Source organism: Staphylococcus sp. LKG4-2 (assembly GCF_050955665.1).
GTDB lineage: Bacteria > Bacillota > Bacilli > Staphylococcales > Staphylococcaceae > Staphylococcus > Staphylococcus saprophyticus.
The window spans coordinates 1,231,014-1,246,481 of sequence record NZ_CP194532.1; the positions used below are offsets into that span (position 1 = coordinate 1,231,014).

The window sequence follows — 15,468 nt, forward strand, 5'->3', positions numbered from 1 at the left end:
AATTTTGGTTTCTGCCTCGTTTTTTAATTGATATTATTTATGTAGCATTAAAAACGATGACATGCTATATAAATGATAAAATGATATATATATATATTAGAAAGTTATTTTTAATGGGGGATTTATATGACGGATATAATTATAGTACATTCAAAACAAGGTGATGCATCAAATCATTGGTATGAATGGTTAGCCAGTAACCTCATGCTAGAAGGTTATAATGTAACTTTATTTAACTTGCCGGTTGATGAAAATGATCATATTGATACTTGGATGAGTAACATGAAAAATCAAATTTGTGTTACTAAGTATGAAACGTTTTTTGTAACGCATGGTTTTGGAACACTCGCAGCTTTAAAGTTTATAGAGAAATCACAAATTAATACTATACAAGGATTATTTAGTATTTCTGGATTCATGGAGGATGTCATACCATTTGTTGAAACCAATCAAATTGAAGACTTTCATATAGATTACGAAAACGTTAAACAAAAAGTAGAGGCATTTTATGGTCTATGTGCCAAAAATGATTCCTATGTGTCTTACAAAGAAACAAAAAGATTAATGGATACGCTTGGAGGGACATGTAAAGTAACTGAATTTGGCGGTCATTTTATGGAAGATGATGGTTTCACGACATTTACACAGCTACAAAGTAAAATGCAAGGCATTATGAGTGAGTAATCGAAATTATTATTGTTATAGATTTATAGTGGAGAAATGGGAGGATAAATTAATTAGTAAAAAGCTTTGTTTGATGTATCAATCATAAAGGGTGATAGGTTTTTGTATAAATAAGAAACAAAATATAAAATATTATAGTTATATTCCATTTTTACACAAAATAATTTCTAGAATCCATTGACTATCATGTGAAAAATTTATATACTGAGTAAGTCCTAATTGATACGAGATGTGCAAACATCAATTATCGCATTTGAATTTTAATTTCGAATTAAGTTAATGTTAATTAATTTTAAAAAACGTTGACATTAAGTAAATGTTTATGATATACTAATTGGGTAGGAGTCATAAATATTATTATCGCGGGATGGAGCAGTTCGGTAGCTCGTCGGGCTCATAACCCGAAGGTCGGTGGTTCAAATCCGCCTCCCGCAACTTTTTAAATAGGTCCCGTAGTGTAGCGGTTAACACGCCTGCCTGTCACGCAGGAGATCGTGGGTTCGAATCCCATCGGGACCGCCATTTTTATTATGGTTCAGTAGCTCAGTTGGTAGAGCAATGGATTGAAGCTCCATGTGTCGGCAGTTCGACTCTGTCCTGAACCATTCTTTTAAAGTTTATACTTTGGCGGTTGTGGCGAAGTGGTTAACGCATCGGATTGTGGTTCCGACACTCGTGGGTTCGATTCCCATCATCCGCCCCATAATCGTTAAAGTGCGGGTGTAGTTTAATGGCAAAACCTCAGCCTTCCAAGCTGATGTTGTGGGTTCGATTCCCATCACCCGCTCCATTTTAATTATTCCACAGTAGCTCAGTGGTAGAGCTATCGGCTGTTAACCGATCGGTCGTAGGTTCGAGTCCTACCTGTGGAGCCATGGCCCCGTGGTCAAGCGGTTAAGACACCGCCCTTTCACGGCGGTAACACGGGTTCGAGTCCCGTCGGGGTCATATAAACAGAAGTGAATTATCGCTTCTGTTTTTTTATATGGAGAGTTGTCCGAGTTGGCCGAAGGAGCACGCCTGGAAAGTGTGTAGGCGCCACAAGCGTCTCGAGGGTTCGAATCCCTCACTCTCCGCTAATAATAGATGCCTCGTTATTCTAAACTTATTAAAGTGTTGAATAACGAGGTTTTTTATTAGTTTAAATAATGAGTTGAACGAAAATAAAATTAGGGTCTGATTTACAAATCTTGTATATTTATAGCAGATATCCAAAATAAGTTTGTCAACGCTTTAATAGTGGTAAAATATCAACGATTGCAAGTATTATTTTTTATTTTTAATTAATTTAAAGATAAATCACTTCGTTTAAAAAGATATGGAGGTTCATTCATGGATAATCGAATAGACTATTATGAAATCGCAAAAGAAGAACTTGGGTTAATTATGGATTTAGAGAAACAATTGAAAAAACATCGATAGATAGAAAACTACGTGAATTGATTAAAATACGCGTCTCACAAATCAATGGTTGTGCATTTTGTATTGGCATGCATACTGCAGATGCTAGAAAAATGAAGGTTTCAGAAGAAGAAATATATTTATTAAATGCTTGGGATGATACGAATGTTTTTTCTGAAAAAGCAAAGTTAGCATTTAAATTAGCAGAAGCAATTACACATATCTCTAAAAATGGTGTGCCAGATAAACTGTATGATGAGGTACGTACATCATTCTCTGAAGAAGAATATACAGATTTAGTATTAATTATTAATCAAATTAATATGTGGAATAGACTATCCATTTCTATGGGTGATCAACACCTTATATAGTAAGTCTTAGGATTAAAGGCATCCAGGCAATTTATGGATGCTTTTTTATTTTGTGGTCATCGTGGTAATGTTAACGTGTTTACCTTTAATTATAACATTTGAGTTTAATAGATTATTTGTTGTTGATGTGCAGACACTGTTAAATAAGACTAAACACGTTATAATGAGTATGAGATGGAGGAATGATGAAGTGGATTTTTGGTTAAAACAACAGGCGCAACAAAAGGGTGAACATATATTTATTGATGATGGTGAAACGCAAGTCACGTTTGCGACAATGTACGACAGAGCTTCAAAACTTGCTTGTACTTTACATCAGTTAAATAAAAAGAGAATAGGCTTTTATATTGATAATACTATTGAATCTGTTTTGCTTATTAATGCTGCTTGGCTGGCAGGGATTGAAGCAGCTATGATAAATACTCGGTTAACTCGAAATGAGATGATAGCACAGATGGATTCAATAAATGTTGATACAGTAATTTCCATGCATGATCTTGAATTAGAACATATTCAAGTTGTGCCTTTTAATGAGCTTATTTCAGTTAATAATGATAAGTATTTTGAAGAGATATTTTCATTAACGCGTATAGCATCTATTATGTTTACATCCGGTACTACAGGGCCACAAAAAGCAGTGCCGCAAACATTCAATAATCATTTGGCGAGTGCTCTTGGATGTCGAGAAAGCTTGGGTTTTAATGAGAAAACAAAATGGTTATCTGTGTTACCGATATATCATATTTCAGGATTAAGTGTCGTATTACGTTCATTAATTGAAGGCTTCACATTACGGTTAGAATCAAAATTTAATACGGAGCAAATGTTAAATATCATAAAAAATGAAGCGCCAACGCATGTATCGCTGGTGCCACAAACATTAAAATGGTTAATGGATGCTGGATTACACCGTCCATTCTATATTGAGAAAATACTGTTAGGTGGGGCTAAGCTTTCTCGTAACTTAATTGAACAAGCTTTAAGCTATGATTTACCAATATATAATTCGTTTGGCATGACAGAGACATGCTCGCAATTTTTAACGGCGACACCTGAAATGCTTGAACATCGATTTGATACTGTTGGCAAACCGAGTAATGATGTTGAAGTTAAAATTAAATCACCTAATATAGATGGACATGGAGAACTATTGATTAAAGGTAAAAATGTAATGGATGGTTATCTTTTTCCTAAAGTAAAAATGGATACATTCGAAGACGGTTATTTTAAAACTGGTGATATAGCGGAAATAGATGAGGAAGGCTACGTCATGATATACGATCGTAGAAAAGATTTAATTATTAGCGGTGGTGAAAACATATACCCATTTGAAATAGAATCTGTAGCCAAACAATTCCCTAATATCGAAGATGCTATGTGTATCGGTGTTGAGGACGATACTTGGGGTTCAGTACCTTATCTATATTATGTTGCAAATAAAGATATCGCAGAAGAACAATTAACTGTGTTTTTTAAAGAAAAACTTGCAAAATATAAAGTACCTAAACAATTTCAACGAGTATCTCGTTTACCTTACACGTCAACTGGTAAACTTCAAAGAACGCGTTTATAATCTTAACTAAGGAGTACATATGAAAATAGTTAACATGCATTTGTATGATTATAATGCAAAATTTAAAACACCTGTCATTACCCCTAAAGTTAAAATGAATACGCGCAAAGCGCTTTTCGTTGAATTAATAACAGATAAAGGTAAATCATATTTTGGTGAAAGCAATGCGTTTGAAACGAATTGGTATGCAAATGAAACAATAGAGGATGTAAAACATTTTTCAAAACTATGGTTTCAACAGGTTCAGGGTAAAACGTTTCATTCTTTTTTAGAAATTCAAGATGCATTAACGCAATTATCTAATTATCCTGCAACACGTAGCATGTTGGTGATGGCTTGTTATCAAATGTTTCATGTTTTAGAATCATTGAATGTGCCTTATGGCGCGACAGTTAATGGCATGACTTCAAGAAATTTTCAACAACTTGTTCAAACGCAACCGCAACGCGTAAAGCTTAAATGGAATGCTGATATCTTAGATGATGTGGAAAAGGTGTCACAATTAGCTTTTCGACCTGATATAGCCATCGATGCGAATGAATCATTAAGCAAAGTAGATTATGATAAATTAAAAACACTAAGTGAAGCGCAAATATTATATATTGAGGAACCTTTTAAGTCACTACAACATTTAACACATTTTGAAAAAAATGAACTACCACCCGTTGCGATTGACGAGAAAGCGACATCTAAATCACTTATTTCACAAGCTATTAATGATTTTGGCATTGAGGTCGTTGTGTTAAAACCATTTAGATTGGGTGGCATAGATAAAGTGATGGATTTGATAAAAATGCTCAATACTCTAGATGTGAAAATCGTGATAGGTGGTATGTATGAATATGGCCTAAGTAGGTATTTTACAGCGATGTTAGCACAATATGCTGATTATCCTAGTGATATTACACCAGAAGGTTATTACTACAAGGTAGATATGATTAATCAGGCAGGTATATTAAAAGGAGGCTCAATTTATTTTGAGCCTCCAGTGGTAAATCATAAGATATTGAATTTTATTTGTTAATGTTTTTATCTTTTTTATGCTTTGTTTTCTTTAGCGGTACGGGATCAAAGCCACCTTTATGAAGCGGGTGACATTTTGAAATTCTTTTAATACCTAACCATGTGCCTTTGAAGGGACCATACACTACTATGGCTTCTCTAGTATATTCAGAACAGGTTGGATAAAAACGACAAGTTGCAGGGGTTAATGGTGATATAAAGCGTTGATATATATGGATAAGTCCTAGAAATATAGTTTTCATAATTTTGCCTCCAACAAAAATCTTAGCATAGCTAGTTTAACATAATAAGGGGAAGAGTGATGTATGTGAAGTTTAAAGACAAAGAAAATGACGATGTGTACCTAACATTTAAAAAGAAAGTAGATTATGCCAACGGTAATCATGTACTTATAATCCCTAAATATAAGGGTAGCTTGTTATTCACAAAACATAAAATACGTGGTATTGAATTTCCGGGTGGTAAAAGAGAAAAAGGTGAGGCGAGTGAAACTGCTGCAGCACGAGAAGTCTTTGAAGAAACTGGCGCAACGATTAAATACTGTGAATACATAGCGCAATATAAGGTTGATCGTCAAATTGGAATGTCCTTTACTAAAGATGTCTTTATGGTGGAGATAGAAGCTATCACTGAGCAACCAGATTATTTTGAAACGGATGGACCACTATTGTATAAATCATTATCTGAGATTCCAGAAGATAAAAAAAGTTACTTATTGAAAGATCCAGCAATATTACAATGTTTAGAGAGAGTGATTGAACTTGGATTTTATTCATAAAAAGAGAATGCCGGTTGAATCAAATAGCCATATATTTGATGAAGTAATCTATAGAGTAGATCATTTAAATGTTAAGGGGCTGCTGATGACACCTCATGCAAAAGTGCAGAGAATTGTTCTATATTTACGAGGTGGTAAAGGGCAAGTAGGTAAGGTGAGAACGGGAAGATTGATGCAATTTGCGGATGAACATACATTGGTCTTTGGACCTTATTATAGAGGTAATAATGGTAGCGAAGGCAAAGATGAGTTTTATGGTTCGGATCTGCATGACGTTACAGTTGCGATACGTTTGTTACATCAAAAGTATCCTGGTATTCCCATTCACATGATTGGTTTTTCTAGAGGTGGACTTCAAGGTTTATTAACATTTCAAGATTTACCGGTGACGAGTTATATTATTTGGGGCGGTGTCTCAGACATAAATCTGATGTATGAAGAACGCATTGATTTAAGGGGAATGCTTAAACGTATGATTGGACATCCTAAAAAGAATATAGAAGCTTATAAACGACGTGATGCTATCGCTCAAATTAAAAACACAAGCCCGCCCATATTTATAGTTCATGGGGGTAAGGATAAACAAGTAAGTATTCATAATGCTTACTATTTAGTGGAACAACTTGAAAAGATTGGTGCGACATTTCGTACTTATTACCAAATGTCGGAGGGACACGTACCAAGACCATTTGCGCTCAAAGATACGCTACTGGAAATTAAACAGTGGATGGATGATGTTGAACAGAACAAGCTTAAAGACCAATATGATAGATAAGATGTTATAGATATAAAGTATTTACAAATAAAAAGTAGCCATGTAGTTTTCTATTGTAATAGACGACTACATGGCTACTTTTCTAATATTTTAAATTATTCAAATCCGCCATTGACGGCTAATTCGTCAACATCTTCTCCAAATTTTTCAAAATTAGATTTAAAACGATTAATTAAATCTTGAGCTTGTGTTCTGTATGCTTCTGGCTTACTCCAAGCATTGATAGGATTGAGCAATGTTTGAGGGACATCTTCTACTTCAACAGGAATATCTAATCCGAACATATCATCTTTCACATATTCTGCATCTCTCAATTTACCTGTAATGGCTTGATTAACCATTTGTCTTGTATAATTTAGGCTAATACGACGTCCAACGCCATACTTTCCGCCAGTCCAACCCGTGTTAACTAAGTAAACATCAACGCCATGTTTATCTATTAAGTTACCTAATAAATCAGCATAAACTTTAGCGTTTAATGGTAAGAATGGGGAACCAAAACAAGTAGAGAATGATGGTTCAGGCTCAGTAACGCCTCGTTCTGTTCCAGCTAATTTAGCAGTGAAACCACTTAAAAAATGATACATCGCTTGGTCTTTGGTTAATTTTGAAATAGGTGGTAATACACCAAATGCATCTGCAGTTAAGAAAATAATTGTATTAGGATGCGCTGCTTTAGATGGTGTCACAATATTATCAATGTGGTGAATAGGGTATGCAGCTCTAGTATTTTCCGTGTATTGATTGTCGTCAAAATCAACATCGCCTTCTTCATCAACAACAACGTTTTCTAGAATTGTTCCGTATTTAATAGCATCATAAATTTGTGGTTCTTTTTTCTGTGATAGATTAATTGCTTTTGCGTAACAGCCACCTTCGATGTTGAAGATACCGTTATTATTCCATCCATGCTCATCATCACCGATGAGTTTACGTGTAGGGTCAGCAGAAAGTGTTGTCTTTCCAGTACCTGATAAACCAAAGAATAGAGCTACGTCGCCTTTTTCGCCAACATTTGCTGAACAATGCATACTCATAATGTCGTCTTTAGGTAGTAAGTAGTTTATTACGGAGAAGATTCCTTTTTTCATTTCACCAGCATATTCAGTTCCACCTATTAGGATTACTTTATGTTTAAATGATGTGATAATGAAGGTTTCTGAATTTGTACCATCTATGGATGGGTCTGCTTTGAAGTGAGGTGCAGAAATAATAGTGAAGTTTGGTTTGATTTCTTGAGCTTCTTCATTTGTACTTGGACGGATGAACATGTTTTGAGCGAACAAATTATGCCAAGCCAATTCATTAACAACAGTGAGTTTTAACTGTGAATCTTCATCGCTACCTGCATAACCGTTAAAAACATAAAGCTCATCTTTCTTATCAAGATAGTTTAATACTTTATCATATAAATTTAGAAATTTTTCTTCTTCGATAGGTTGGTTTATGTTGCCCCAATCGATGTCATCTCTATAAGATGGCTCAGTGACAATAAACTTATCTTTTGGTGAACGACCAGTATATTTACCAGTTTTTGCATTGATGGCGCCTAATTCCGTTAGTTCGCCTTCATTATTTTCTAAAATTTTATTATACAACTGAGTTGTAGATAATTGAAATAATGAAGATTGCTTGTCTAAAATGCTTTCAATTTTGCTTGTATAAGTGTATGTATCTACCGCCATACTTGATCCCTCCACGCTATTTAGTTGATGTAAGCCTTTACAATTACAGAGTATAACATATATAGATTAATAGTCCACACCAATTTCAAAGGAATTTTAAATAAATATTAATAAATGTAAAATTGACATTATATGTTAGATTAGGTACTATATAAATTAACGGATTCTCTTATCCTGAGTGGCGGAGGGACATGGACCCAATGAAGCCCAGCAACCTCTTCTTAATTGAAGAAAGGTGCCAAACCGTTTGCAGACAAATAGCGTCTGAACGATAAGAGCGAATGGACGTATAAAGGGCCTTCTCTCTATTTACTATAGTGTAGAAGGCCTTTTTTAATGAGCTCAACAGAGAGAGAATTTTCGTAATTTAAAACTAAAGGAGCAAATTATGACATATAATAAAAGATTGTTTACTTCAGAATCTGTAACAGAAGGGCATCCGGACAAGATTGCTGATCAAGTATCGGATGCGATTTTAGATGAAATTTTAAAAGATGACCCAAATGCACGTGTGGCTTGTGAAACGACTGTAACCACAGGTATGGCTTTAATTTCAGGAGAAATTTCAACAACAACTTATGTTGATATACCAAAAGTAGTTAGAGAAACAATTAAAGAAATAGGTTACACACGTGCGAAATTCGGTTACGACAGCCAAACGATGGCTGTATTAACAGCAATTGACGAACAATCTCCTGACATCGCACAAGGTGTAGATACAGCTTTAGAATATCGCGACGAAGCTTCTGAAGCGGAAATTGAAGCTACGGGTGCAGGAGATCAAGGCTTGATGTTTGGTTATGCAACTAATGAAACAGATACGTATATGCCGTTACCCATTTTCTTATCACATCAGTTAGCTAAACGTTTATCTGACGTACGTAAAGATGAAATTTTAAAATACTTGCGTCCTGATGGAAAAGTTCAAGTGACAGTTGAATATGATGAACAAGATAAACCAGTTCGAATAGATACTATTGTTTTATCTACACAACATGCTGAAGATATTGAATTGGATCAAATTAAAGATGATATTAAAACACACGTTATTTATCCAACAGTGCCAGAGTCATTATTAGATGAACAGACGAAATTTTATATTAACCCAACTGGTAGATTTGTAATCGGCGGTCCTCAAGGAGATGCAGGACTAACAGGTCGTAAAATCATCGTGGACACATATGGTGGATATGCACGTCATGGTGGTGGATGCTTCAGTGGTAAGGATCCAACTAAAGTTGACCGCTCAGCTGCATATGCTGCACGTTATGTAGCTAAAAATATTGTTGCAGCTCAATTGGCTGAAAAATGTGAAGTACAATTAGCGTATGCGATTGGTGTTGCTGAACCGGTTTCAATTTCAATAGATACATTTGGTACTGGTAAAGTCAGTGAATATGAATTAGTAGAAGCTGTAAGAAAACATTTTGATTTAAGACCTGCCGGAATTATTAAAATGCTTGATTTAAAACATCCAATTTATAAACAAACAGCTGCATATGGTCATTTTGGACGTACTGATGTGCTATTACCATGGGAAAAATTAGATAAAGTTAACTTATTAAAAGATAGTGTCAAAGCTTAAACTGAGACAAAATGTTTAAATTTTAAACTTTACTATCGAATACGATGCGCATATCTATTATAATTAAGTTACTGAACACATAAAGGAGCGTTTTTGTTATGAATTCATTTGGACCAATAGAGATTGGTTTAATCGTGGCAATTGTCGTAGCAGTCATTTGTTTGATTTTATTTATTGTTGCTTTAAAAAGTAAGAAAAAAGCGCAAGAAAAAGTTGAAGCGCAATATAAATCAAGAGAGCAACAACTGAGCGATGAGCATGAAGAAGAGCTAGAAAAAGAAAGAATTGAAAATAAAAAAACGGTAACAAAACAAAAAGAAGAATATACGGCTGTGGTTAATTCTAAAGATAGAGAAATTGATGCATTAAAATTATTCTCTAAAAATCAAAGTGAATATGTAACTGATATGAGATTAATAGGTATTCGCGAACGACTTGTAAATGAGAAAAGAATTCGTCCAGAAGATATGCATATTATGGCAAATATTTTTTTACCAAGGAATGAGTTTGGTGATGTGCAACGTATCAGTCACTTAGTCCTAACACGTACAGGTTTATATATCATTGATTCACAATTGCTTAAAGGTCATGTGTATAATGGCGTAAGTGCTGCACAATTTAAAGAACAGCCGATGATGGAACAAGTATTTAATACATTAGATCTTGATGGTCAAGTTCCACAAACACTTGTCTTAGATCAAAATGAAGATAAAGATGCTTTATCATTTGTTAATTACACGACGCATTTAGATGAAATTGAAAGACTTGCTGGTGATATCCAAACAGAATTAAATTTAAAATTTACACCAACAACTATCTTATACTTCAACCCTAAAAATGATGGCGATGTTACGATTACAAATTATGCACAAAGTTCAAATTCAAAAGTTTTAGTAGGACCAGAACAATTAGACGAATTCTTTAATAAATTTGTCTTTCATGGTCGCATTCAATACAATGTTGAAGACTTACAACGTGTAATGGATGAAATCGAATCATTTAATTAGAATATTATGAGATATAAAAAAGCTACAGACAAAGTCAGTTCACTTTTGTCTGTAGCTTTTTGTCATATATAATAATATTTCGACTTTTTAAATTTATAAGCATTATTATTTATATTTTTGGTAATATTCATTAATATAAACATTAACTTAACTAAAAGGGGACTTTAACTTGGAAAATATTAGTTTTTATAATGGCAATGAAATGCCTATAGTAGGTTTAGGAACGTTCCGTGTTGAAAATAACGATGAGTGTAAAGCGTCGGTTAAACATGCGATTGAGAGTGGTTATACACATATCGATACAGCCATGATTTATGAAAATGAACACAAAGTTGGCGAAGGTATTGCGGAAGGTCTTGCTTCTACAGGACTGAAAAGAAGTGATTTGTTTATTACATCAAAATTGTGGTTAGATGATTATGGTCGCAAAAATGTTGAAACTGCATATGAAACGAGTCTAAAAAAACTTAACTTAGATTATCTTGATTTGTATTTAATGCATTGGCCAGGTACTGATGAAGCTTTAATGATTGACACTTGGCAAGGGATGGAAGATTTATATAAAGATAATAAAGTGAAAAATATTGGTGTGAGTAACTTTAATGTTGAACATTTAGAAGCATTATTGGCACAGGTTTCTATAAAACCAGTCATTAATCAAGTTGAATTTCACCCATACTTGTTACAAGAATCACTAAGAAGATATTTAGAAGTACAAAATATTCATATGGAATCGTGGTCACCATTAATGAATGCACAAATCTTAGAGGATGCAACCGTTAAATCAGTAGCAGAAGAAGTTGGAAAATCACCAGCACAAGTCATTATAAGATGGAATATTGAACACGGTGTAGTAGTGATACCAAAATCTGTTACACCGTCTAGAATTGAAGAAAATTTGAATGTCTTTGATTTTAATTTAACACCAACTCAAATTGAAAAATTAGATAGCCTGAATGAAGATAAAAGGATTGGACCAGATCCAATAGGGTACAATGGTCACTAAGTCGATGAAATAAAAAAATAAGGTGGAAACCGATTTTTTAATAAAGATGACTTAGCTCCACTAAACATGGATTGTAGTATAGAGGGCTACTTTGACTGAAGTTTAGGTATAAGTCCTGCTACTTTAATTGGAATACATGAATCGATGTTTAAGTATAAAGTGTGTTGCTTTATACTTACATCATAATCAAAAACAGTCTGAGACATCATTAAAGGTCTCAGACTGTTTTATTTATGGATGGAAGATTATCTAGTATGTTGCTAAGAAGATTTAAAAAAGATAGTAACCCAACAAGCAGGCTACGAATGAAACGCCATATTGTAAAATAGAATAAAGTATAAATAAATTGATTTGTTTCGGTGTTGTCAATAATTTAACGAGTTCGGAAGACAAAGTTGAAAATGTAGTTAATCCACCCAGTATGCCTACGATAATAAAAGGATTAATCCAATTTATATTTAAACACATACCCATAAGTAGTCCGATACAAAAACTGCCTACTACATTTACTAAAAGTGTAGGTATAGGAAGGGAAGTATTAAATTTCTGATTAAATACATCTGTGACGAATCCTCTAATTACCGCACCAATGCCGCCGCCTAGCATAACTAATATACATTGAATCATGAAATTTTAGCCCCCAATCTAACACCCAAGAAGCATAGTAAGATACCAAAGATGTAACTCGTTAATGCATATACAATGAGTAAAATAAAAGAGCCGCTTTCAAAAAATTGTACAAGTTCAAATTGAAACGTCGAGAAGGTAGTCAGTGATCCTATAAAGCCTGTTGTGATACCTTTTTTGAGCATTGGGCTATTATTAAAGTATTGGATAGCTAGAGTGCCAAGAAACCCCATCAAAAATGCACCGCATAAATTTGCAATAAATGTGCCAATAGGCATTTCAAAAGATGTATTTATAAATGAAAGTAAATATCTTAGTAATGCACCGACAGCACCACCTAGAAAAATAAATAAATATTGCATATTAATGTATGTCCTTCCTTAAATTTAAAAACTGGAACATAATTAAAAAATGCCCCAGTTTCGTCAATCATATTGGTAGAAGTTGATAAAAATTAATGTTTACGTGTTAAAACATATAATATGGTTTTATATTTCACTATTACTAAAGTTGGTAGATGAAATTTTTGAGTAAAATTTAAAATACATTCTACATCTCATCCTTACTATAAACTAGAAAATAATACCAAACGTTGATAGGGAAGCAATGATATGAATGATTAATACCACCAAAATAATGTATGGCAAGATTTTGCTGGCTATTCTAATCCAATCTGAATCATTATGTAAATGTTTGATAGCTTTATCTGCAAATATAATTGAAATAATTAAAATAATAGCGTTAATGATACTACACACAAATATTAATTTAATCATTGAACTAAAATGTGTGCTTAGTAGAGGATTTCTAGTATTAAAATAAAGACTTATAATTACTAATAAACTAGATAAATAAAAATAAAGTTTTGAACGTGCCATATTTACCTCCTAGTGCAATTCATTTTACAATGATACCATAAATATAAGAATATTTAATGAAATTTACTATTTTATATTATTTTCTGATATTTGAGTTTTAAAAAGTGCGTCAAATTAAATCGTTGACTGATGTGAATTGATTATGAAGATGTATTGAATGATAAGATTTTAAGCAAAAAATTAGAATTTTTCTAATATTGATGGTATAAATAAACTGTATGGTTAATAACCGTTAGAAAATAATTCTTAATTGAATTATTTATTTAAGTCAGGAGGAATTAGTAATGGCAAATTTAAATGTTGAAGTGTTTGCAGATGGTGCAGATATTGAAGAAATGAAAGCAGCTTATAAAAACAAACAGGTTGATGGTTTCACAACTAACCCTAGTTTAATGGCAAAAGCGGGTGTAACAGACTATAAAGCTTTTGCTGAAGAAGCTGTACGTGAAATTCCTGATGCTTCTATTTCATTTGAAGTATTCGCAGATGATTTAGAAACTATGGCAAAAGAGGCTGAAATTTTAAAACAATATGGTGACAATGTATTCGTTAAAATTCCAGTTGTAAACACTAAAGGTGAATCAACAATTTCTCTAATTAAAAAATTATCAGCAGAAAACGTTCGTTTAAATGTAACTGCTGTTTATACTTTAGACCAAGTTAAAGAAATTACTGATGCTGTAACAGAAGGCGTACCAACTTATGTATCAGTTTTCGCTGGTCGTATTGCTGACACAGGTGTAGATCCTATTCCATTGATGAAAGAAGCAGCAGAAGTAACGCATAGTAAAGAAGGCGTTAAATTACTATGGGCAAGCTGTCGTGAAGTGATTAATGTCATTCAAGCAGACGAAGTCGGTGCAGATATTATCACATGTCCAGCAGATGTTGTTAAAAAAGTAAATAATAATCTTGGTCGTGATATTGGTGAATTATCAGTAGACACTGTACAAGGATTTGCTAAAGACATCCAAAGTTCTGGTTTATCTATTCTATAAAACTTTAGAATAAATTTAATTATGAGTGGGATAACAAACGAATTTTACAATAAAGATTACGTACGCCCACTTTATTATGGATGGGATGATAGAGGTTTACCTGAGCTAAAACTTATTCATAGTGACGACAAGTTCATGTAAAATATGAATGTAGTTTTATATTGAAAATGGTACCTTACGTCTACTATTCAATTGAAAAAGAGTCTGAGACATCAATAGATGTTTCAGACTCAATTTTTTTGTTAAAAAATAGTTAAGTCATTAACAAGCCCATTATACTTATACATAAATGTTAAATTATATATTAAGTCATGTACAGAGCACCTACGTATTTGCTAATATATAGTGAAATAGATTGATTGAACAGGAGATACAATAATGAAACTCCAACAGCCCAAAATAAATGTTAGTTTAGATTATAAAATACTTACTGATGTTTTTGATGATGAAGACGATATTTTAGAGCAAGCAGCTATTAATCATTCAAATTTGGTTGATCAAACTTTAGATAGGTTATTGATATATGGTTCACGCATCACAAATTGCAACTTTACTAATTCTGATTTAGGACGTGTAGATTTTACAGACGTGATTTTTGAAAATTGTGATTTTTCTAATGTTAAAATGGAACATGGTAGTTTACATAGAGTGATATTTAAAAATTGTCGTATGACAGGGACTTATTTAAAACAAATGAGATTGGGTCATACTTCATTTTGTGAAGTTAAAGCTAATTTTGTTAGTTTTATAGACTCTAAAATGGATAAGTTACTATTTGATACGTGTCAACTTGAACATGGTGCTTTTTATGAATCAACATTAAAACAAATTACATTCGATGAAACAAACATGAACCACGTAACAATACATCAAACGCCATTAAAAGGTTGTGATTTAAGCACATCACAATTTGAAACAATTGTCGTCAATAAAAAGATTTAGTTGGGTGTAAGGTATCTAAAGAACAAGCAATTCAATTCGCTACATTAGTGGGACTAGATGTCGTTGATGCATAATTTGTAAAAAATGTGTTCAATTATAATTGATTCATTGAGATAATTCCATTACTATTTGAAA

General features: G+C 33.2%; 15 protein-coding genes, 8 tRNA genes, 1 pseudogene and 1 riboswitch. Of the genes and pseudogenes, 19 read left to right on the forward strand and 5 right to left on the reverse strand.

The window, feature by feature from the left end:
- Positions 1-126: 126 nt before the first annotated feature.
- From ACM6UH_RS06125 to menC, 12 genes and pseudogenes are all read left to right on the forward strand, one after another.
- Positions 127-684 carry an RBBP9/YdeN family alpha/beta hydrolase gene (locus ACM6UH_RS06125; protein ID WP_011302822.1) on the forward strand — a complete coding sequence of 186 codons (558 nt, stop codon included), beginning with the start codon at positions 127-129 and terminating at the stop codon, positions 682-684.
- Positions 685-1,045: 361 nt separating this feature from the next.
- Positions 1,046-1,119: transfer RNA gene (locus ACM6UH_RS06130), tRNA-Met, on the forward strand.
- An 11-nt stretch (positions 1,120-1,130) separates the two neighbouring features.
- Positions 1,131-1,206: transfer RNA gene (locus ACM6UH_RS06135), tRNA-Asp, on the forward strand.
- 10 nt (positions 1,207-1,216) lie between these two features.
- Positions 1,217-1,289: transfer RNA gene (locus ACM6UH_RS06140), tRNA-Phe, on the forward strand.
- Positions 1,290-1,311: 22 nt separating this feature from the next.
- Positions 1,312-1,387 (forward strand) — tRNA-His (locus tag ACM6UH_RS06145).
- Between the two features lie 13 nt (positions 1,388-1,400).
- Positions 1,401-1,474 (forward strand) — tRNA-Gly (locus tag ACM6UH_RS06150).
- A 10-nt stretch (positions 1,475-1,484) separates the two neighbouring features.
- A tRNA-Asn gene (locus ACM6UH_RS06155) sits at positions 1,485-1,559 on the forward strand.
- Between the two features lies 1 nt (position 1,560).
- Positions 1,561-1,632: transfer RNA gene (locus ACM6UH_RS06160), tRNA-Glu, on the forward strand.
- Between the two features lie 39 nt (positions 1,633-1,671).
- Positions 1,672-1,760, forward strand: a tRNA-Ser gene (locus ACM6UH_RS06165).
- Between the two features lie 256 nt (positions 1,761-2,016).
- Positions 2,017-2,456, forward strand: a pseudogene (locus tag ACM6UH_RS06170) (carboxymuconolactone decarboxylase family protein).
- Between the two features lie 190 nt (positions 2,457-2,646).
- The gene (gene menE, locus ACM6UH_RS06175; RefSeq protein WP_041784790.1) at positions 2,647-4,029 is read left to right on the forward strand and encodes an o-succinylbenzoate--CoA ligase; all 1,383 of its coding nucleotides are present in this window, start codon (positions 2,647-2,649) and stop codon (positions 4,027-4,029) included.
- A gap of 19 nt (positions 4,030-4,048) precedes the next feature.
- Positions 4,049-5,053: an o-succinylbenzoate synthase gene (gene menC / locus ACM6UH_RS06180; RefSeq protein ID WP_011302825.1), complete on the forward strand. Its 1,005-nt coding sequence runs from the start codon at positions 4,049-4,051 to the stop codon at positions 5,051-5,053.
- Here the strand turns inward: menC and yidD are convergent.
- The gene (yidD, locus tag ACM6UH_RS06185) at positions 5,043-5,294 is read right to left on the reverse strand and encodes a membrane protein insertion efficiency factor YidD (protein ID WP_011302826.1); all 252 of its coding nucleotides are present in this window, start codon (positions 5,292-5,294) and stop codon (positions 5,043-5,045) included. The genes menC and yidD overlap by 11 nt on opposite strands.
- A 59-nt stretch (positions 5,295-5,353) precedes the next feature.
- Here yidD and ytkD point away from each other — a divergent pair, with 59 nt between their 5' ends.
- Together ytkD and ACM6UH_RS06195 are read left to right on the forward strand one after the other, a co-directional pair.
- Positions 5,354-5,830, forward strand: a complete 477-nt coding sequence (ytkD, locus tag ACM6UH_RS06190) for an RNA deprotection pyrophosphohydrolase (protein WP_011302827.1) — start codon at positions 5,354-5,356, stop codon at positions 5,828-5,830.
- Positions 5,814-6,605, forward strand: a complete 792-nt coding sequence (locus ACM6UH_RS06195; protein WP_172439364.1) for an alpha/beta hydrolase family protein — start codon at positions 5,814-5,816, stop codon at positions 6,603-6,605. Before ytkD ends, ACM6UH_RS06195 begins: the two co-directional genes overlap by 17 nt.
- Positions 6,606-6,700: 95 nt before the next feature.
- Here ACM6UH_RS06195 and pckA read toward each other — a convergent pair whose 3' ends face one another.
- Positions 6,701-8,290 (reverse strand): phosphoenolpyruvate carboxykinase (ATP), encoded by a 1,590-nt coding sequence (gene pckA / locus ACM6UH_RS06200; RefSeq protein WP_011302829.1) that lies wholly within the window; start codon positions 8,288-8,290, stop codon positions 6,701-6,703.
- Positions 8,291-8,456: 166 nt separating this feature from the next.
- A riboswitch (SAM riboswitch) is annotated at positions 8,457-8,568 on the forward strand.
- A gap of 110 nt (positions 8,569-8,678) precedes the next feature.
- Here pckA and metK point away from each other — a divergent pair.
- The 3 genes from metK (at position 8,679) to ACM6UH_RS06215 (ending at position 11,888) form a co-directional block, all read left to right on the forward strand.
- Entirely contained in the window at positions 8,679-9,875 is a 1,197-nt protein-coding gene (gene metK, locus ACM6UH_RS06205; RefSeq protein ID WP_011302830.1) for a methionine adenosyltransferase, read from the forward strand.
- Positions 9,876-9,973: 98 nt separating this feature from the next.
- Positions 9,974-10,882 (forward strand): nuclease-related domain-containing protein, encoded by a 909-nt coding sequence (locus ACM6UH_RS06210; RefSeq protein WP_011302831.1) that lies wholly within the window; start codon positions 9,974-9,976, stop codon positions 10,880-10,882.
- 169 nt (positions 10,883-11,051) lie between these two features.
- Entirely contained in the window at positions 11,052-11,888 is an 837-nt protein-coding gene (locus ACM6UH_RS06215) for an aldo/keto reductase (protein ID WP_011302832.1), read from the forward strand.
- Positions 11,889-12,158: 270 nt separating this feature from the next.
- Here ACM6UH_RS06215 and ACM6UH_RS06220 read toward each other — a convergent pair whose 3' ends face one another.
- The 3 genes from ACM6UH_RS06220 to ACM6UH_RS06230 form a co-directional block, all read right to left on the reverse strand.
- On the reverse strand, positions 12,159-12,515 hold the full coding sequence (locus ACM6UH_RS06220) for a fluoride efflux transporter FluC (RefSeq protein ID WP_047504130.1): 357 nt from the start codon (positions 12,513-12,515) through the stop codon (positions 12,159-12,161).
- Positions 12,512-12,877 carry a fluoride efflux transporter CrcB gene (crcB, locus tag ACM6UH_RS06225; protein ID WP_011302834.1) on the reverse strand — a complete coding sequence of 122 codons (366 nt, stop codon included), beginning with the start codon at positions 12,875-12,877 and terminating at the stop codon, positions 12,512-12,514. Before crcB ends, ACM6UH_RS06220 begins: the two co-directional genes overlap by 4 nt.
- Positions 12,878-13,087: 210 nt before the next feature.
- Positions 13,088-13,393, reverse strand: a complete 306-nt coding sequence (locus tag ACM6UH_RS06230; RefSeq protein WP_011302835.1) for a hypothetical protein — start codon at positions 13,391-13,393, stop codon at positions 13,088-13,090.
- Positions 13,394-13,677: 284 nt separating this feature from the next.
- Here ACM6UH_RS06230 and ACM6UH_RS06235 point away from each other — a divergent pair, with 284 nt between their 5' ends.
- Positions 13,678-14,391, forward strand: coding sequence for a transaldolase (locus ACM6UH_RS06235; RefSeq protein ID WP_011302836.1), 714 nt, complete (start codon positions 13,678-13,680; stop codon positions 14,389-14,391).
- Positions 14,392-14,769: 378 nt separating this feature from the next.
- The gene (locus ACM6UH_RS06240) at positions 14,770-15,333 is read left to right on the forward strand and encodes a pentapeptide repeat-containing protein (RefSeq protein WP_225791753.1); all 564 of its coding nucleotides are present in this window, start codon (positions 14,770-14,772) and stop codon (positions 15,331-15,333) included.
- Positions 15,334-15,468 lie beyond the last annotated feature (135 nt).

Excerpts from the sequence above, each read along its gene's own strand:
- ACM6UH_RS06235 (WP_011302836.1), top strand. The coding sequence starts at position 13,678 with ATGGCAAATTTAAATGTTGAAGTGTTTGCAGATGGTGCAGATATTGAA.
- ytkD (WP_011302827.1), top strand. The coding sequence starts at position 5,354 with ATGTATGTGAAGTTTAAAGACAAAGAAAATGACGATGTGTACCTAACA.
- ACM6UH_RS06210 (WP_011302831.1), top strand. The coding sequence starts at position 9,974 with ATGAATTCATTTGGACCAATAGAGATTGGTTTAATCGTGGCAATTGTC.
- ACM6UH_RS06220 (WP_047504130.1), bottom strand. The coding sequence starts at position 12,515 with ATGATTCAATGTATATTAGTTATGCTAGGCGGCGGCATTGGTGCGGTA.
- ACM6UH_RS06230 (WP_011302835.1), bottom strand. The coding sequence starts at position 13,393 with ATGGCACGTTCAAAACTTTATTTTTATTTATCTAGTTTATTAGTAATT.
- ACM6UH_RS06125 (WP_011302822.1), top strand. The coding sequence starts at position 127 with ATGACGGATATAATTATAGTACATTCAAAACAAGGTGATGCATCAAAT.
- metK (WP_011302830.1), top strand. The coding sequence starts at position 8,679 with ATGACATATAATAAAAGATTGTTTACTTCAGAATCTGTAACAGAAGGG.
- ACM6UH_RS06240 (WP_225791753.1), top strand. The coding sequence starts at position 14,770 with ATGAAACTCCAACAGCCCAAAATAAATGTTAGTTTAGATTATAAAATA.
- menC (WP_011302825.1), top strand. The coding sequence starts at position 4,049 with ATGAAAATAGTTAACATGCATTTGTATGATTATAATGCAAAATTTAAA.
- crcB (WP_011302834.1), bottom strand. The coding sequence starts at position 12,877 with ATGCAATATTTATTTATTTTTCTAGGTGGTGCTGTCGGTGCATTACTA.
- pckA (WP_011302829.1), bottom strand. The coding sequence starts at position 8,290 with ATGGCGGTAGATACATACACTTATACAAGCAAAATTGAAAGCATTTTA.
- yidD (WP_011302826.1), bottom strand. The coding sequence starts at position 5,294 with ATGAAAACTATATTTCTAGGACTTATCCATATATATCAACGCTTTATA.